This is a genomic window from Clostridium sp. TJA038, from assembly GCF_058310255.1.
Genome location: NZ_JBZEFA010000001.1, coordinates 890,783 through 909,643 on the forward strand (window position 1 = coordinate 890,783; position 18,861 = coordinate 909,643).

Sequence of the window (18,861 nt, forward strand, 5' to 3'; positions counted from 1 at the left end):
TATTAAATTTAAAAAGAAGTTAAATTTTATTTTCTAAAATATTTAAATTTAATTTTAAAAAGCTTATTAATAAAAGAGATTAAAAGAATATTAAATAAATTTTTAAAATTAAATTAGGAAGAAATTTTATTTAGGAGGGAAAAGACCTATGAATTTTACTAAAGACAAATCTGTTAATTCTAGTAAAAAGAAATTCGAAAAAGAAAAAACAATGATTTTTACAAAGGAGAAAAAAAGACTAGACCTTAAAAGTTTATGTTTTTCTGCTATGCTTATAGCAATAAGTGTTATATTAGCAAATTTTCCTATATTCTCTAGTATAGCTTTAGATTCTATGCCAGCTTTTGTTGGAGGGATAATAATATCACCTGTGGTTGGAGGAATAATAGGTATTTTAGCTCATTTATTTGTAGCTTTAAGAACAGGTTTTCCTTTAAGTTTACCAGTACATATTTTAATAGCTATAGAAATGTTTATAGTTGTTTATATAACATCTTTTATCTTTAATAAGGGAAAAGTTATCTTAGCAGGGATTATTGGTACTCTTTTAAATGGAGTAGTATTTACTCTTATAACTGGGGAATTTATTCATTATTTCTTAGGAGGAGTTGCCCCTTTAGATTTTTTAAAACTTTTAGGATTACCACTTACTTTAGCAAGTTTAGTTAATATAGTTATAGCCTTTATAGTTAGCAAAGGATTAAAAAATGCAAATATCTAAGTTTAGAGATTTAACTTTACTAAAAAATAAAGAAAATACCTTAGTAATAGCTTGTGATAGCTGTGGTGGTATAGGAGAGTGTGAAGGAGATTTTGTAAAAGCTAAAAATGAAATAGTTTCATACTTTTCTTCTAGAGTATGCCTTTTTGAACTTTTATCCTTTAGAGCAAAACCTTTAGTTATAATAAATAACTTAGGAATGTCTATGGAAAATGGAGGAGAAAAGATAATAAAGGGTATAAATAAAGCTATAAAAGAATATAATGATGAAAAATTTTTCTTAGATGAATTTAAACTAGAAGAATGTATAACAGGAAGTACAGAGGATAACTTTAAAACCTATGAAACCTTCTTAGGTCTTACAGTAATAGGAGAAAAAATAGAAAACAGGGAAAGTTCTTTTAAAGAAGGAGATTTAATATGTCTTTTAGGATTGCCGAAGGTTGGACAAGAAGTTATTGAAGATATAGAAAATGATTTAGGAGAAATTGCAACCTTTAAAGAACTTAAATTATTAATGAAGAATAAGGCTGTAAAAGATATATTACCAATTGGCTCAAAGGGAATTCTTCATGAAATAAGAGAATTAGAAAAAAGTAATTTTATAAAAATAGATATAAAAGCTAAGGGAGATTTTTTAAATAAATCTGCAGGACCTTCTACAGCTTTATTATTTATTTTAGAAGAAAGTTCTTTTGATTCTTTAAAAAGGGACATAAATGTTCCCATAAAGAAAATAGGAAATATAGTTTAAATATTAGAGTTATAGCTATCTTTAAAAGAAGGAATTAAATTTAAAATATTTTTAATTTTTCATAAGGAAAGGATCTTTTTAAAGGTCCTTTTTTATTTTAGCAAGATTTTTAAATTATTGAAAAATAAATTTATTTAGTAGATAATTAAAAAAGAAAGGTTAAAATATAAAAGACAAATAAATTATAACTATATATTTTAGGTGATATACATATGTTAATGGATTTTAATTTAAACTTAACTCAAGCACAAAAGCTAATTATGACTCAAAATATGCAACTTTCAATAAGAATTTTGCAAATGCCAACCTATGAATTAAGGGAGTATATTGAAAAGGAGTTTTTAGAAAATCCTCTTTTAGAAGCAAATTATGAGAATATAAAAGAGGGAAAAGAAGAAAAAGATAGAATAGAATATAAGGAGTTAATAAAATATTTAGAGTCAGATAACTATGGTTCTCAAAGTTATGGAGAGTATAATGAGGATGAAATATCACCCTTTACCTTTATAAGCAATAAAAAATCCTTAAAGGATTATTTAAAAGAGCAGTTATTAGAACTTCCTATAGAAGATTACATAAGAAGTCTATGCTATTACATGGTAGAATGCTTAGATGAAAAAGGATATTTAGACATAAAGAAAGAAGAAGTTATGGAAGATTTATGCTGTTCTGAGGAATTATATGAAAAAGCACTTTTGATTTTACAAAATTTAGAGCCCTTAGGAATTGGAGCTCGTAATTTAAAGGAATGTTTAAAAATACAGCTTAAAAGAAAAGGTTTATACAATTCTTTTCTAAAAGAAATTATAAATAATCATTTAGATGACTTAGGCGATAATAGATATAAAGTTATATCAAAGGAGTTAGGTATATCTTTAAAGGAGACTCAAAGATATGGAGATATAATAAAATCTTTAGAGCCAAAACCATCTAGAGGTTTTTATACAGGGGAAGAAGTTGGCTTTTTAATTCCAGATGCAGAAATTAGAAAAATTGATGGAGAGTTTTTTGTAATAATGAAGGAGAATACTCTTCCAAGATTATCTATAAATCCAATTTACAAGGAAATATTAAATAAAGATAAAGAAAATAATTATGAAAAGGAATATGTAAAAGAAAAAATAGATAGTGCTTTATTTTTAATTAAAAGTATAGAAAATAGGCAAAATACCTTATATAAAGTTTTAAAGTGTATTTTAAGTAAACAAGAGGAGTACTTTAAAAAGGGTATAAAATATTTAAAGCCAATGACTTTAAAAGATATTGCAAAAGAATTAGATATGCATGAGTCTACGGTTTCAAGAGCTATAAGAGATAAATATATTTTAACAGCTTTAGGAACTATAAAAATAAAGGATTTATTCATAAAGTCCTTAAAAGGTAAAGAGGGAAAAGAAGAAGAGTCTACAGAAAATATAAAGTTAAAAATAGAGGAAATAATAAAGAAGGAAAATAAAGAAAAACCACTTTCAGACAAAGATATAAGTGATTTTTTAAATGAAAAGGAAAAAATAAAAATTTCAAGAAGAACTGTAGCTAAGTATAGAGAGGAGTTAGGAATTAAAGCCTCTAGTAAAAGAAAAAGATTTTAATTACCTAGGATTTTAACTTGATTTTTAGGAAAAATTTTAATGAAAAAATATAGAGGCTTTTAGGCAGTTACCTATATTTTTTTATATATTTTAAAAAAATAAGAAAAAATTTTCTAAAAACCCTTTAATTTTTTCTTGATATGTTTTATAATAAACATGCGGGACATTTGAGAAGCAAGTGGGACTTAGAATGTCCAAAGGAGTTGTTAAGTTTGCTAGAGATTTTAAAATTGCAAAAGATAATAGTTCCTGAAATGGTTGAACTATTAGTTAAAAGATACAATATAATCAGAACAATTTATTATAATCAGCCAATAGGAAGAAGAGCCTTGGCAAACAATTTAAATTTAGGTGAAAGAATTGTAAGAACAGAAATAGGTTTTTTAAAATCTCAAAACCTTATAGAAATAAACACTCCAGGCATGTCTGTAACTCCAGAGGGAGAATTCATGCTAGAATCTTTAAAAGGATTTATACATGAAATAAAGGGACTATCTAGCCTTGAAAAGAAATTATGTGATATGCTTCATATAAGACGGGTAATTGTTGTTCCAGGAGACTGCAGTGAGGATGAAAATACCATAAAAGAGCTTGGAAAAGCCGCTGCAAATTATTCTAAGAATATCATTAAAGATGGCTATACAATTGCTGTAACTGGAGGAACTACCGTAAAAGAAGTTATAGATGAGTTACCTGATATGGCAAATCTTAAAAATATCTTAGTAGTACCTGCACGAGGTGGTATGGGTAAAAAGGTTGAGACGCAGTCAAATACAATAGCTGCAAATTTAGCTAAAAAGTTAAATGGAACCTATAAAATGTTACATGTCCCAGATAACATAAGCAAAGAAGTTATGGATGCTTTAATGAAACAAGAGGACATGAAAGAACTTATACAAAATATTAAAAGTGCAGATATGCTAATATATGGTATAGGTCAAGCTAAAAAAATGGCAAACAAAAGAGGAGTTCCTAAAGAAGAAGTTATTAAACTTTTAGATTTAGGTGCTATAGGAGAAGCTTTAGGTTGCTATTTTAATGATAAATCAGAAGTCGTTTATGTAATGCCAACTTTAGGGGTTGCAATAAATGATTTAAGACAAATAAAAAATCACATAGCTGTAGCTGGAGGAAGAAATAAGGCAGAAGCCATTTTAACTACAGTTTATGGCAATAAAAATGCTGTTCTTATAACTGATGAGGGAGCAGCTGAGGAAATTTTAAAATTTTTAAGTAGAGATGAATAAAAATATATTAAATCTCTAAAAATAACTTTGTTTAAAATATTTTTAAATATTTTATATATAAAAAACAACATCTTTTAGGAGGTATTTATAATGGTAAAAGTAGCTATTAACGGATTTGGAAGAATAGGAAGATTAGCATTAAGATTAATGATCGACAACCCAGAATTTGAGGTTGTAGCAATCAACGACTTAACTGATGCTAAAACTTTAGCACACTTATTCAAATACGATTCAGCACAAGGAAGATTCAATGGTGAAATAGAAGTTAAAGAAGGAGCTTTCGTAGTTAACGGAAAAGAAATCAAAGTAACTGCAAAAAGCAACCCTGCTGAATTACCATGGGGAGAATTAGGGGTAGACGTAGTATTAGAGTGTACTGGATTCTTCGCATCAAAAGAGAAAGCTTCAGCTCACTTAACTGCTGGTGCTAAAAAGGTTGTTATCTCAGCTCCAGCTGGAAATGACTTACCAACAGTTGTTTACAACGTAAACCACAACATATTAGATGGAAGCGAAGATGTTATCTCAGGTGCTTCATGTACAACAAACTGCTTAGCTCCAATGGCTAAAGCTTTAAATGATAACTTCGGATTAAACAAAGGTTTCATGACTACAATCCACGCTTACACTAATGACCAAAATACATTAGATGCTCCACACAAAAAAGGAGATTTAAGAAGAGCTAGAGCTGCTGCAGCTAACATAGTTCCAAACTCAACAGGAGCTGCTAAAGCTATCGGTTTAGTTATCCCAGAATTAGCTGGTAAATTAGACGGAAACGCTCAAAGAGTACCTGTAATAACTGGTTCATTAACTGAGTTAGTTTGTACTTTAGACAAAAAAGTAACAGTTGAAGAAGTAAACGCTGCTATGAAAGCTGCTTCAAACGAATCATTTGGATACACTGAAGATCCAATAGTATCATCAGACGTTATCGGAATAAGCTTCGGATCATTATTCGATGCAACTCAAACTAAGATAATGGAAGTTGACGGACAACAATTAGTTAAAGTTGCTTCATGGTATGACAATGAAGCTTCATACACTAACCAATTAATCAGAACTTTAAAATGCTTAGTTTCTAAGTAATTTTAAAATTAAATATTTAGACTGATTATATAAAGGGTCTGGTTTTATAGTTAAAGCTATGAGGCCAGACTACTTTAACATATAAATGATTTTTCTTTATATTAAAGGTGATTATAAAATATTATTTAAGAGGTGAATATAATGAACTTCAATAAAAAGACTATAGAAGACGTTCAAGTAAAAGGTAAAAAAGTTTTAGTTAGATGTGACTTTAACGTTCCATTAAAAGATGGTGTTATAACTGACGAAAACAGATTAAATGGAGCTATGCCAACTATTAAATATTTAGTTGACAATGGAGCTAAAGTAATCCTTTGCTCACATATGGGTAAACCAAAGGGAGAACCAAAACCAGAATTTTCATTAGCACCTGTAGCTAAGAGATTAAGCGAAATGCTTGGAAAAGAAGTAGTATTTGCAGCTGATGACAATGTTGTTGGTGAAAATGCTAAAAAAGCTGTAGCTGAAATGAAAGATGGAGATGTAGTTTTACTTCAAAATACAAGATACAGAAAAGAAGAAACTAAAAATGGAGAAGAGTTCTCAAAAGAATTAGCTAGCTTAGCTGATATGTTTGTTAATGATGCATTTGGTACTGCACATAGAGCACACTGCTCAACAGTTGGAGTAACTGAGTACTTAAATCCAGCTGTATGTGGATACTTAATTCAAAAAGAACTTAAATTCTTAGGAGATGCTGTAGAAAGTCCTGAGAGACCATTTGTTGCTATCTTAGGTGGAGCTAAAGTTTCAGATAAAATAAATGTTATAAACAACCTTTTAGAAAAAGTTGATACTTTAATAATAGGTGGAGGAATGGCTTATACATTCTTAAAAGCTCAAGGATACACAGTAGGAAGTTCATTAGTAGAAGAAGATAAAGTTGAATACGCTAAAGAAATGTTAGCTAAAGCTAAGGACAAAGGGGTTAAATTATTATTACCTGTAGACCATAGAATAGCTAAAGAATTTAAAGATGTTGAAGCTGTAGTTACTGAGGACCAAAACATTCCTGAAGGATTCATGGGATTAGATATTGGACCAAAAACTGAAGCTATATACGCTGAAGCTATAAAAGATGCTAAAACAGTTATTTGGAACGGACCAATGGGAGTATTCGAATTTGAAAACTTCAACAAAGGAACAATAGCTGTTGCTAAAGCTATGGCTGATTCAAATGCTACTACTATAATAGGTGGTGGAGATTCAGCAGCTGCTGTAAATATCTTAGGCTTTGGTGATAAAATGTCTCACATCTCAACTGGTGGTGGAGCTTCATTAGAATTCTTAGAAGGAAAAGTATTACCAGGAATAGCTGCTTTAAACGATAAATAATTTAAGTTTTAAAGTAGAAAAATTAGATTGAAGTATAAAGATTATTGTTTTATAAGGTAGGACTAAGTTTAATGAAATTAATTTCATTAAAACTTAGCCCTCTTATGCTAAAGACTTTTAAAAGCTTTTAAGTTTTTTAAGTTCTTTAGAGAAATAATATTTTAGGTATAAAGCCTTATAGTATTATTTAATATTTAAAATATTAATAGAGGTGAATATAGATGAGAACTCCAATAATCGCAGGAAACTGGAAAATGCACTATACAATAGATGAGGCTTTAAAATTAGTTGAAGAATTAAAGCCATTAGTTAAAGATGCTAAATGTGAAGTTGTTGTTTGCCCAACTTTTGTTTGTTTAGATGCTGTTAAAAAAGCTACTGAAGGAACAAACATAAAAGTAGGTGCACAAAACATGCACTTTGAAGAAAAAGGAGCATTCACAGGAGAAATAGCTCCAAGAATGTTAGAAGCTATGAACATAGATTACGTTATAATAGGACATAGCGAAAGAAGAGAATACTTCAACGAAACAGATGAAACTTGCAATAAAAAAGTTAAAGCTGCTTTCATGCATAACTTAACTCCAATCCTTTGCTGTGGAGAAACTTTAGAGCAAAGAGAAAATGGAACTACTAATGAAGTTATAAAAGCTCAAATAACTGCTGATTTAGATGGATTAACTAAAGAGCAAGCTGAAAAAGTTGTTATAGCTTACGAACCAATCTGGGCTATTGGAACTGGAAAAACTGCTACATCAGATCAAGCTAATGAAACAATAGCTGCAATAAGAGCTATGGTTGCTGAAATGTTTGGTAAAGAAGTTGCAGACAAAGTAAGAATCCAATACGGTGGATCAGTTAAGCCTAATACAATAGCTGAGCAAATGGCTAAATCAGACATAGATGGTGCTTTAGTTGGTGGAGCTAGCTTAGTTGCAGATGACTTTGCTAAAATCGTAAACTACTAATCAATATTAGTAATTAAATAGTAGCAATAGGCAAGTAATACCAATTGTCTATTGCTATTGTTTTTTAATTAGGTACACATTATAATAAATGTATAAATAGAAATTTAGTTTTGGAGGGTTATTATGAGTAAAAAACCTGTAATGTTAATGATACTAGATGGATTTGGAATTTCTCCAAATAAAGAAGGTAATGCAGTATTAGCTGCTAAAAAGCCAAATTATGATAGATTATATAATAAATATCCACATACAGAATTACAAGCTTCAGGTTTAGAAGTTGGACTTCCTGAAGGACAAATGGGTAACTCAGAAGTTGGACATTTAAATATAGGTGCTGGTAGAATAATATACCAAGAGTTAACTAGAATAACTAAAGAAATAAAAGAAGGAACTTTCTTCACAAATGAAGCTTTAGTTAAGGCTATGGATGAAGCTAAGGAAAACAACACTTCATTACACTTAATGGGCTTATTATCAAATGGAGGGGTTCACTCTCACATAGACCACTTAAAAGGACTTTTAGAGTTAGCTAAGAAAAAAGGACTTCAAAAAGTTTATGTTCATGCATTTATGGATGGTAGAGATGTTGCTCCTTCATCAGGTAAAGATTTCATTGTTGAATTAGAAAACTTTATGAAAGAGCTTGGTGTTGGTGAAATAGCTACTATAAGTGGTAGATATTATGCAATGGATAGAGATAACAGATGGGAAAGAGTACAATTAGCTTATAATGCTATGGTTTTAGGAGAAGGTGAAAAAGCTTCTTCAGCTATAGAAGCTATAGAAAAATCTTACCATGATAACAAAACTGATGAGTTTGTTTTACCTACAGTAATTGAGGAAGATGGACACCCAGTTGCTAGAATTAAAGATGGTGATTCAGTAATATTCTTTAACTTTAGACCAGATAGAGCTAGAGAAATAACTAGAGCTATTGTAGACCCTGAATTTAAAGGCTTTGAAAGAAAGCAATTACATGTAAACTTTGTTTGTATGACTCAATACGACAAGACTTTAGAAGGTGTAGATGTTGCATATAGACCAGAAAGTTATGCAAATACTTTAGGTGAATATGTTGCTTCTAAAGGATTAAATCAATTAAGAATTGCTGAAACTGAAAAGTATGCTCATGTAACTTTCTTCTTTAATGGAGGAGTTGAACAACCAAATCCTAATGAAGATAGAGCATTAATAGCTTCACCAAAGGTTGCTACATATGATCTTAAGCCAGAGATGAGTGCTTATGAAGTAACTGATGAATTATTAAAGAGATTAGATGAAGATAAATATGATATGATTATATTAAACTTTGCTAACCCAGATATGGTAGGACACACAGGTGTTCAAGAGGCAGCTGTTAAGGCTATAGAAGCTGTTGATGAATGTTTAGGAAAGGTTGCAGATAAAGTATTAGAAAAAGATGGTACTTTATTCATAACTGCTGACCATGGTAATGCAGAAGTAATGATAGATTACTCAACTGGTAAACCAATGACAGCTCATACTTCAGACCCTGTACCATTCTTATGGGTATCAAAAGAAGCTGAAGGAAAATCATTAAAATCTGGTGGAAAATTAGCTGATATAGCTCCAACTATGTTAAATGTTATGGGCTTAGAAGTACCAAAAGAAATGACAGGAACTTGTCTTTTAAATAAATAATTTATATAAAGAGGATGTTTTCTAATTAGAAGGCATCTTCTTTTTTATTTATATTAAAAATAAATTATCATTAAAATAATTTTTATATATATATAAAATATAAAAGTAAAAATTAAACTCCTGATAAAGTACTACTTTGGAATATTTTATGAAAACATTTAACAGGGAATAGAAAAAGAGGTATAATATATATAAATAAAGTGTTAATAAAATATTAAAATTTATAACTCATAAATTTAAAAGTTTCTTACTTCTTACTGAAGGAACTAACTTTTGATTTATTTGAGCTAATCAAATAACTTAAAAGGAGTTGAGTTTAAATGAAAGAGGAAGGAGCACCAAAAAAATCATTGACACTATTTGGATTTTTTGCTATGACAGCTTCTATGGTAATGGCTGTTTATGAGTATCCAACCTTTGCAACATCTAAATTGCACTTAGTATTTTATTTGCTTTTAGGAGGATTTTTGTGGTTTATCCCAGTTGCATTATGTGCAGCAGAAATGGCTACTGTAGATGGATGGGAAAAAGGTGGTGTTTTTACTTGGACAGGAAAAAACTTAGGTAAAAAATATGGTTTTGCAAATCTGTTTTTTGAGTTTTTTGAAATAACAGTAGGTTTTGTAACAATGATTTACTTTATTTTAGGAGCTTTATCCTATGTTTTTGATTGGCCTGCTTTAAACAGTAATCCACTTATAAAATTTATAGGCGTTTTAGTTATATTTTGGGTTTTAGCTTTATCTCAATTTGGAGGAACAAAATATACTGCTAAAATAGCTAAGATAGGTTTTGTTATAGGAATTCTTCTTCCAGCTGCTATTTTAATAATATTATCTCTTATATATATAGCAAAAGGAAATCCTATATACATATCTAGTAAGGATAAATTAGTTCCAGATTTCTCAAAAATTGATACATTAGTTGTTTTTGTTTCCTTTATATTATCTTATATGGGTGTTGAAGCTTCTGCAACTCATGCAAATGAAATGAAAAATCCTAAAAAGGAATATCCTTTAGCAATGCTTTTATTAGTTATAGTAGCAATTGTTGTAAGTACCTTAGGAGGACTTTCTATAGCAGCAGTTATACCAGAGGATAAGATAAATTTAAGTGCAGGTGTTGTGCAAACATTTGCAGTTTTATTAGGACACTTTACAGCAAACAATAGAATTTTAGTTAAGATAATAGCCCTTTTACTTGCCTTTGGAGTAATTGCAGAGGTTAGTTCTTGGGTTGTAGGACCTACAAGAGGAATGATTATAGCAGCAGAGGAAGGGGCTATACCAAAATCTTGGGCTAAAACAAATGCACATGACGTACCAGTATATTTAGTTATTGCACAGGGTGTAATAGTTAGTATATGGGCAGCTGTTTTAACCTTTGGAGCTGGTGGAAGTAATCTTTCATTTTTAGCTGCCATGTCTTTAACAGTTGTTATATATTTAAGTGGATATATACTATTTTTTGTAGGATATATAAAAGCTATCTTAGGAGAAGGATTAAAAGGTGCTTATGAAATGCCAGGAGGAAAACCTGTTAAGTTAATTGTTTCTATAGTTGGGCTTTTAACTTCAATATTTGCATTTTTTATATCCTTTGTACCACCAGCATCTATTGCAGGAAGTTTAAGTAAATCCCATGAGTATATGTGGATTCTTATAGTTAGCTATTTAGTTTCTTTAATATTACCTTTTGCAATTTATGACTTATGTCAAAGATATATGCACTCCCATGAACAAAACACTCCCCCTGCTGTCTTAAGACATAAGGATTAAATTTATAAGAAGGTTCTCCTAAATAAGTTTTTAAATTTTCTTTAGGAGAGCCTTTTTTATGAAGTTAAAGAAAAGGATTAATGATAATCATTTTCAGTAATGTGATTTAAATCATATTATTAATATTAAAAATACCTTAAAATTAAGGCATAAAATTTATTAGAAAAGTAAAGAATAAAAATAATTGATTATTAACTTGAATTTTCTTAAGGAGGAATTTAAAGATGAAACAATATATAGAAATAATTGACGTTGTAGCAAGACAAATCTTAGATTCAAGATGCTTTCCAACTGTAGAGGTTGAAGTTTATCTAGAAGATGGAACAGTAGGAAGAGCTGCAGTACCTTCAGGAGCTTCAACTGGTATATATGAAGCTGTAGAGTTAAGAGATGGAGATAAGGAAAAATATTTAGGAAAAGGCGTTGAAAAAGCAGTAGAAAATGTTAATGATACTATTGCAGAGGAAATAATAGGACTAAATGTATTAGACCAAGCCTACATAGATAAAACTCTTATAGAATTAGATGGAACTCAAAATAAAGGTAAATTAGGTGCTAATGCAATCTTAGGAGTTTCTTTAGCTGTAGCACAAGCGGCTGCTAATTATCTAGGACTTCCTCTATATCAATATATTGGAGGAGTAAATGCTAAGGTGTTACCAGTTCCTATGATGAATATTATAAATGGAGGAAGTCATGCTGATAACTCTGTAGATATTCAAGAATTTATGATTATGCCAGTTGGTTTTGATTGCTTTGAAAGAGCAGTTAGAGCTTGTGCAGAAGTTTACCATGCTTTAAAGAAAACTTTAAATGAAAAAGGATATTCAACTGGTGTTGGTGATGAAGGTGGTTTTGCTCCAAACTTAAAATCAAATGCAGAGGCAATTGAAGTTATTTTAGAAGCAATTGAAAAAGCTGGTTATGAACCAGGTAAAGAGTTCTTTATAGCAATAGATGCAGCTTCTTCAGAATACTATAAAGATGGAAAATATGTTTTAGAGCATGAAGGAAAAACTTTAACAGCTCATGAAATGGTTGATTTCTTTGAAGATTGGGTTAATAAATATCCTATAATCTCTATTGAAGATGGTATGGCAGAAGAGGACTGGGAAGGCTGGAAGTTAATGACTGAAAGACTTGGCAAAAAAGTTCAATTAGTTGGTGATGATTTATTTGTTACAAATACAGAAAGATTAAAAACAGGTATAGAAAAAGGAATTGCTAACTCAATTCTTATAAAACTTAACCAAATAGGAACTTTAACAGAAACTTTAAATGCCATTGAAATGGCTAATAGAGCTGGCTATACAGCTGTAGTTTCTCATAGATCTGGAGAAACTGAAGATACAACTATAGCAGATTTAGTTGTTGCAGTTAATGCAGGTCAAATAAAAACAGGTGCTCCTGCTAGAAGTGAAAGAGTAGCTAAGTACAATCAATTAATAAGAATAAATGAAGAATTAGGTGAAGTAGCAGAATATAGAGGAAGAAAAGCCTTCTTTAACCTAAAATAATAAATAATAAAAAACTCCTAAGTTTTTAGGAGTTTTTTTATTTTCTAAAATATAAAGCTTTTAAAAAGAAAGAGTATTTTATTTATATACTTTAGAAAATATTATCTTAAATAATATACTCGTAAATGATTATAAAAATAAAAATAATTAAAGTATATAATATGATTTATTATATAAAAGTTATACACTTAAGTATATAAATATTGTAAATTTTTAATTGGTGTGATATGATAAGTGCATGGAATTATGCAACTATACAAAGCTTAGGAGGTTTTCTTATGAACACATTTTTAGTAGTGGTCCAAACTATTTTAGCTATAGTAATTTTGGTTTCAATAATGATGCAACCAAGTAAAGCAGATGCCTTAAGTGGATTGATTCAAGGAAGTCAAAACAGCTTCTTTTCAAGAAATAAGGGTAGAACAAGAGAGGCTAGACTTATGAAAATTACAGTTATAGCTTCTATATTATTTGCTCTAAATACCCTAGCTATAAATTTAGTTAAATAGTTATTTTTTGGCCACCCATAAAAGAAAGGGTGGCTTTTAAATTATATTGGTTTAAATTTCCTTAAATTAAAGAGAACTTTTAAACATATTATATTACTATAATAAATAAGTTCTTATAAGGAGAAAAAATTAATTTAAAGATTAAGTGTAGTTAAGAAAAGCTTTTTAAAGCAAAATATAAAGTTGCCTTTAAATCTATATATAGAACGGAGGAAAAAGCATGAAAATAAAAGATATAATTTTAGGCTTTATGAAAGAAGAAGCCTATAGACCTATGACCATGTTAGAACTATCAAAGATATTTAACATAAATAAAGCTGAATATAAACAATTTAAGAAGGTCTTTAAGGCACTAGAACAAGAGGGACTAATAGCTAGAGATGAGGAAGATAAATTTGCTTTAATAGATAGAGCTGGTTTAATATCTGGAAAAATGCAAATACATCAAAAAGGCTTTGGCTTTTTAATACCAGAGGAAGAAGGATTAAAAGATGTATTTATTCCTAAAAACTCTTTAAATGGTGCTATGAACGGAGATAGAGTTTTAGGTAAGGTTGTAAAGGAAAGCCAAGAAGGAAAAAGACGCGAAGGGGAAGTTGTAAGAATAACTGAAAGAGTTAATAAAAAAATAATAGGAATATATGAAGATAACAAGAGTTTTGGTTTTGTTCTACCACAGGACCAGAGAATACAAAATGATATATTCATATCTAAAAAAGATAGAAATGGAGCTAAAAAAGGCAATGTAGTTGTTGTTGAAATAACTAAGTGGCCAGATGGTAGAAGAAAAAATCCTGAAGGAGTAGTAGTAGAAATATTAGGCAATAGAGGAGATTTAGGTCTAGATATTATAACTGTTATTAAAAAGTATGCTCTTCCTGAAGAATTCCCACCTCAAGTTTTAGCCTTTGCAGAAGAAATTCCAGAGGAAATCCCAGATGCAGAAATAAAAAGAAGAACAGATTTAAGAGATTTAAAAATGGTTACTATAGATGGAGAAGATGCTAAGGATTTAGATGATGCTGTATCTATTGAAAAACTTCAAAATGGAAACTATAAATTAGGAGTTCATATTGCAGATGTAACTCACTATGTAAAAGAAAATAATCCTTTAGATAAGGAAGCTTTTAAAAGAGCTACTTCTGTTTATCTAGTAGATAGAGTTATTCCAATGCTTCCTAAAAAACTTTCAAATGGAATATGTTCTTTAAATCCACAGGTAGATAGACTTACTTTAAGTTGTTTTATGGAAATAGATAAGAAAGGAAAAGTAGTTAATCATTCTATTCATGAAAGTGTAATTAGAACTAATGAGAGAATGACTTATACTGACGTAACTAAAATTTTAAGAGATAAGGATAAAGAGTTAATAGAAAGATACAAAGATTTAGTAGAAGATTTTAAGGATATGGAAGAACTTTGTAAAATATTAAATAAAAGAAGAATGGGCAGAGGAGCTATTGATTTTGAATTTGCAGAGAGCAAAATAATTTTAGATGAAAAAGGAAAGCCAATAGAAATAAAACCTTATGAAAGAGCCATAGCTAATAGAATTATAGAGGAATTTATGCTAGTTTGTAATGAAACTATAGCAGAGGCTATGCATGAAGTTGAGGTTCCTTTTGTTTATAGAGTGCATGAAGAACCTGATAATGAAAAACTTCAAAGGTTTAAAAACTTTGCTTATAGCTTAGGATATTCCTTTAATTTTGGAGAGGTTATAGAACCTTCTGATTTACAAAAGGTTGTAGAAGAGGTTAAGGGTAAAGATGAAGAACTTGTAATAAATACCTTACTTTTAAGAAGTATGATGCAAGCTAAATATTCTCCTGAATGTTTAGGACATTTTGGTTTAGCAGCTGAATATTATTGTCATTTTACTTCTCCAATTAGAAGATACCCAGATTTACAAATTCATAGAATTATAAAGGAATATATAAATAAAAAAATTGATGCAAAAAGAAGTAAGAAGCTTTTAAATATCGTAGATTCTGCATCTAAGCAATCTTCAGAAATGGAAAGAATTGCACAGGAAGCTGAGAGAGAAACAAATGATCTTAAAAAAGCTGAGTATATGAAAGACAGAATTGGAGAAGTATTTGATGGTATTATATCTTCAGTTACTGGTTTTGGAGCCTTTGTAGAACTTCCAAATACTATAGAAGGTCTTGTGCATGTAACAAGCTTTAGAGATGATTATTATATTTATGATGAAGAAAATCTCCAATTAATAGGTGAGAGAACTAAGAAAGTTTATAAACTTGGAGAAAAGGTTAAAGTTCTTTGTTCAAGAGTAGAGATGGATACTAGAGAAGTTTATTTTGAAATAGTTGAAGATAAATATATTTTAGAGGAAAAAGAAGCTGAAACTAAGAAAAGAGAAACTTTATTAGAAGAAGTTAAGAAAAGTCTTGAAAAAGAAGGTAAGGTTGAAATTATAGAACCTAGAGAGGCAACAGCAGAGGAAGAACTTTAAAAAGTTATAAAACTTTATAATAAGCCTTTATATTTAAAATAGACCTCTTTTTTATTTAGTATTAAAAGTAGTAATATAGGATAGATTTTAATCATTAAAGAGACTACTTTTAGGAAAAGCTTTATTAATTTACATTTAAATAGTAAATATGTTAAAATAATAAGCAAAGAGAGAAAATAAGAGGTCTTTTGCTTTTTAAAGTAAAAAATCCTTTTAATATAACCATAGTAGGTGAGATGTATGGCAAAGAGAAAAGACAATAAAACATTAGCAGAAAATAGAAAAGCTAGACATGATTACTTTGTAGATGAAGCTATGGAAGCTGGTATAGCTTTAGTTGGAACAGAGGTTAAGTCTATTAGAAATGGAAGAGTAAATTTAAAGGATTGTTATGCAGATATAAATAATGGAGAAATATTTATAAATAATATGCACATAAGTCCTTATGAGCAGGGAAATATATTTAATGTTGACCCTTTAAGAAAGAGAAAGCTTCTTCTACATAAAAGTGAAATTCAAAGATTAATAGGAATAGTTCAGCAACAAGGGGTTGCTTTAATCCCTCTTTCTTTATATTTAAAAAATGGAAGAGTTAAGGTTAATCTAGGAGTTTGTAGAGGTAAGAAAAATTACGATAAAAGAGATTCTATGCTTGAAAAGGCTCATAAAAGAGAGATGGACAGACAGCTTAAGGAAAGAAATAGATATTAATTTTTCTTTGAAAAAGCACTTAAAAGATTTAAAGGTCTTTTAAGTGCTTTTTATAAATTAAATTATTTTTTTAATTAATATTTTTTAAGTATCTTTAGAATCTAAAAGTTCTTTAAATTTTGAAAAGAACTTTAGGTTTGTCATCATATCATCTTTAAGAGCTACTTCTTTTAAAGAAGGAGAATGAGTAAAGGCTCTTTCTAAATAATAAAAAGCATTGTCAAAATCCTTTTGCATAGAGTAGACTTGTGCTTTGTGATAAAAGGCCATGAAATTATAAGGGGAAAAACTTAAAACCTTGTCTAAATTGACTAAGGCCTTATCATACTTTTCTAGGTAAATAAGAACCTTTGCATATTCAAAATAATAGTTTTCTTCTTTTTTCTCTAAGTGCAAAGCTTTTTCATACATTTTTGCACTTTTATTATAATTACCTAAAAGAAAATAACATTCACCTAATTTTTTATAAACTAAATGATTAGATTTATCTAGTTTAAGGAAGTCCTCTAAACAGTTAATGCATAAAAAGTATTCTTCTTTTCCAAATAAAGAAGAGGCTTTACCAAAGATTGCTTCTTTATAGGGCCTATAAATGTCTAAAGTCTTATTAAAAAAATAAAGAGCCTTGTCATAATCCTTAAATTCATTATAGTAGTATCCTTTAAGGTTTAAAGAATAAGGGTCTAGAGGGTCTATCTCTAAAGCTTTATCAACATATTCTAAAGCTCTATTATAAAGTTTTAGGTCAAAATAAACATAGGCTATGTTACATAAAAAGGATACATCATATTCTTCTTCTTTTATACTTTTTAAAGCTTCTATACAGGCTTCATAGGCCTTAGAAAATTCCTTTTCTTTTCTTAAGATAAGTATTTTAAAGGTATGAAAATATAAAGGTTCTAAATCTTCCTTATACATTTCTAAAATATAGTAGGCCATTTTATACTTTTTTGCATTATAATATCTTTCTACTCTTGCTTCTTTAATATTTTCATTTGTTTGTATTAAATATAATATTATAATTACGGCTAAAATACATAGAGGTATAATACTTAAGGATTTAAGGGAATTCATTTTTATCTCCTACATATTTATTTAATATATTATATAAAGAATTTATAAAAATGATTACATGTATAGAGATAATAAGTTATAATAAAATTAAATGGAAATAGGTTTTTCCATTATGATATAATAAAGTTATTAACTATAAATTAATAGTAAGAAAGGATGTAACCAAAAATGGAACTATTAAAAGATAAGATAAAAAAAGAAGGAAGAGTTACAGAAGATAATATTTTAATGGTTGATTCTTTTTTAAATCACCAAATGGATGTAGAATTTTTTAATGAAGTAGGGAAAGAATTTAAAGATAGATTTAAAAATGATAAAGTAGATAAAATCCTTACAATTGAATCTACAGGAATCGCCTTAGGAATAATAACTGCACAATATTTTGATAATGTGCCTGTTGTATTTGGTAAAAAAATTGAAAGATTGCCAAGAAACAAAAGAGAGGAAGTATTTCATTCAGAGGTTTATTCCTTTACTAAAAAAACAATATATAATGTAGTGGTTGATAAAAAGTTTATAAAACCAGGAGAAAAAATTCTTATAGTTGATGATTTTTTAGCAAATGCTTGTGCAGTTTTTGGCTTAATAGATGTTGTTAAACAAGCAGGAGCTGAAGTTGTTGGAGTTGGAATAGTTATAGAAAAAGGTTTCCAAAATGGAAGAACTCACCTAGAGGAAAAGGGAATAAGAGTTGAATCTTTAGTTACTATAGATAAGATAGAAGATGGGGAAGTTTACTTTAAGTAAATTTAATATTTAATCCTTAAGAAAATTATACTATTATAAAGAAAACAAAAGATGAAAAGTTTTAATTTAGGTAAATTTAACCATTGATATTTTTATGATAATTATGTATTATATAAATTGTCTGTTTTAAAGTGTTGAAAAGTTAATTAATTAGTCAAGGAATTATCTCTTACAAACAAAAATATATGTCCCTTGACTAAATTAATTAATTGATATATAATTAAAAAAGTAAATTTGTTACTATTATAACTTAAAAATTAAATATGGAATTTTTAGCGTTTAGACCATATTATCTCATATAAGGGGGCGTTTTGGCTTCGACGGGGGTAAGATGGGTTTGATAAGCGAGTCGAGGGAAGCATGGTGCCTCGATAATAAAGTATGCATTAAAGATAAACGCAGAAGATAATTTTGCATTAGCAGCTTAATTTAGCGCTGCTCATCCTTCCTCAATTGCCCACGGTTGAGAGTAAGGGTGTCATTTAAAAGTGGGGAACCGAGCTTAGCAAAGCTTTGAGCTAGGAACGGAATTTATGAAGCTTACCAAGAAGAAAGTTTGTCTGTGGACGTTCTTTGAGGGAATTTTAAAACACAAGACTACACTCGTAGAAAGTCTTACTGGTCTGCTTTCGGACACGGGTTCGACACCCGTCGCCTCCACCATGAAAACTACTTACATTT

15 protein-coding genes and 1 other RNA gene are annotated in these 18,861 nt (G+C 29.2%); 15 read left to right on the plus strand and 1 reads right to left on the minus strand.

All coding sequences use genetic code 11. The features are described 5' to 3' along the window. The first annotated feature begins 148 nt into the window (after positions 1-148). From AC4FQV_RS04255 to smpB, 13 genes are all read left to right on the plus strand, one after another. Positions 149-721 carry an ECF transporter S component gene (locus AC4FQV_RS04255; RefSeq protein ID WP_491138594.1) on the plus strand — a complete coding sequence of 191 codons (573 nt, stop codon included), beginning with the start codon at positions 149-151 and terminating at the stop codon, positions 719-721. Further along, positions 708-1,475: a hypothetical protein gene (locus tag AC4FQV_RS04260; protein WP_491164618.1), complete on the plus strand. Its 768-nt coding sequence runs from the start codon at positions 708-710 to the stop codon at positions 1,473-1,475. The genes AC4FQV_RS04255 and AC4FQV_RS04260 overlap by 14 nt, the downstream gene beginning before the upstream one ends. Before the next feature lie 212 nt (positions 1,476-1,687). Then, positions 1,688-3,067 (plus strand): RNA polymerase factor sigma-54, encoded by a 1,380-nt coding sequence (gene rpoN / locus AC4FQV_RS04265; protein ID WP_491138591.1) that lies wholly within the window; start codon positions 1,688-1,690, stop codon positions 3,065-3,067. Positions 3,068-3,279: 212 nt separating this feature from the next. Continuing rightward, the gene (locus AC4FQV_RS04270; RefSeq protein WP_491139517.1) at positions 3,280-4,314 is read left to right on the plus strand and encodes a sugar-binding transcriptional regulator; all 1,035 of its coding nucleotides are present in this window, start codon (positions 3,280-3,282) and stop codon (positions 4,312-4,314) included. Between the two features lie 90 nt (positions 4,315-4,404). Then, positions 4,405-5,403 carry a type I glyceraldehyde-3-phosphate dehydrogenase gene (gap, locus tag AC4FQV_RS04275; RefSeq protein ID WP_491138589.1) on the plus strand — a complete coding sequence of 333 codons (999 nt, stop codon included), beginning with the start codon at positions 4,405-4,407 and terminating at the stop codon, positions 5,401-5,403. A gap of 141 nt (positions 5,404-5,544) precedes the next feature. Continuing rightward, complete coding sequence (locus tag AC4FQV_RS04280) at positions 5,545-6,738, plus strand: phosphoglycerate kinase (RefSeq protein WP_491138588.1); 1,194 nt, start codon at positions 5,545-5,547, stop codon at positions 6,736-6,738. Between the two features lie 221 nt (positions 6,739-6,959). After that, a complete protein-coding gene (gene tpiA, locus AC4FQV_RS04285) occupies positions 6,960-7,706 on the plus strand; it encodes a triose-phosphate isomerase (RefSeq protein WP_491138586.1) in 747 nt (248 codons plus the stop codon). Between the two features lie 123 nt (positions 7,707-7,829). Then, the gene (gene gpmI, locus AC4FQV_RS04290; RefSeq protein WP_491138585.1) at positions 7,830-9,368 is read left to right on the plus strand and encodes a 2,3-bisphosphoglycerate-independent phosphoglycerate mutase; all 1,539 of its coding nucleotides are present in this window, start codon (positions 7,830-7,832) and stop codon (positions 9,366-9,368) included. A 320-nt stretch (positions 9,369-9,688) separates the two neighbouring features. Beyond that, positions 9,689-11,146, plus strand: a complete 1,458-nt coding sequence (gene gadC, locus AC4FQV_RS04295) for a glutamate/gamma-aminobutyrate antiporter (protein ID WP_491138584.1) — start codon at positions 9,689-9,691, stop codon at positions 11,144-11,146. A 224-nt stretch (positions 11,147-11,370) separates the two neighbouring features. Next, positions 11,371-12,663 (plus strand): phosphopyruvate hydratase, encoded by a 1,293-nt coding sequence (eno, locus tag AC4FQV_RS04300; protein ID WP_491138583.1) that lies wholly within the window; start codon positions 11,371-11,373, stop codon positions 12,661-12,663. A gap of 278 nt (positions 12,664-12,941) precedes the next feature. Next, the gene (secG, locus tag AC4FQV_RS04305) at positions 12,942-13,172 is read left to right on the plus strand and encodes a preprotein translocase subunit SecG (protein WP_491138581.1); all 231 of its coding nucleotides are present in this window, start codon (positions 12,942-12,944) and stop codon (positions 13,170-13,172) included. Between the two features lie 220 nt (positions 13,173-13,392). Then, the gene (gene rnr, locus AC4FQV_RS04310) at positions 13,393-15,648 is read left to right on the plus strand and encodes a ribonuclease R (protein ID WP_491164620.1); all 2,256 of its coding nucleotides are present in this window, start codon (positions 13,393-13,395) and stop codon (positions 15,646-15,648) included. Between the two features lie 240 nt (positions 15,649-15,888). Beyond that, entirely contained in the window at positions 15,889-16,359 is a 471-nt protein-coding gene (gene smpB, locus AC4FQV_RS04315) for an SsrA-binding protein SmpB (RefSeq protein WP_491138578.1), read from the plus strand. Between the two features lie 84 nt (positions 16,360-16,443). Here smpB and AC4FQV_RS04320 read toward each other — a convergent pair whose 3' ends face one another. Continuing rightward, positions 16,444-17,433: a tetratricopeptide repeat protein gene (locus AC4FQV_RS04320; RefSeq protein ID WP_491164623.1), complete on the minus strand. Its 990-nt coding sequence runs from the start codon at positions 17,431-17,433 to the stop codon at positions 16,444-16,446. A gap of 168 nt (positions 17,434-17,601) precedes the next feature. Here AC4FQV_RS04320 and AC4FQV_RS04325 point away from each other — a divergent pair, with 168 nt between their 5' ends. Both AC4FQV_RS04325 and ssrA read left to right on the plus strand, forming a co-directional pair. Then, positions 17,602-18,180 carry a xanthine phosphoribosyltransferase gene (locus AC4FQV_RS04325; protein WP_491138576.1) on the plus strand — a complete coding sequence of 193 codons (579 nt, stop codon included), beginning with the start codon at positions 17,602-17,604 and terminating at the stop codon, positions 18,178-18,180. Between the two features lie 302 nt (positions 18,181-18,482). Continuing rightward, positions 18,483-18,843: a transfer-messenger RNA gene (ssrA, locus tag AC4FQV_RS04330) on the plus strand. Positions 18,844-18,861 lie beyond the last annotated feature (18 nt).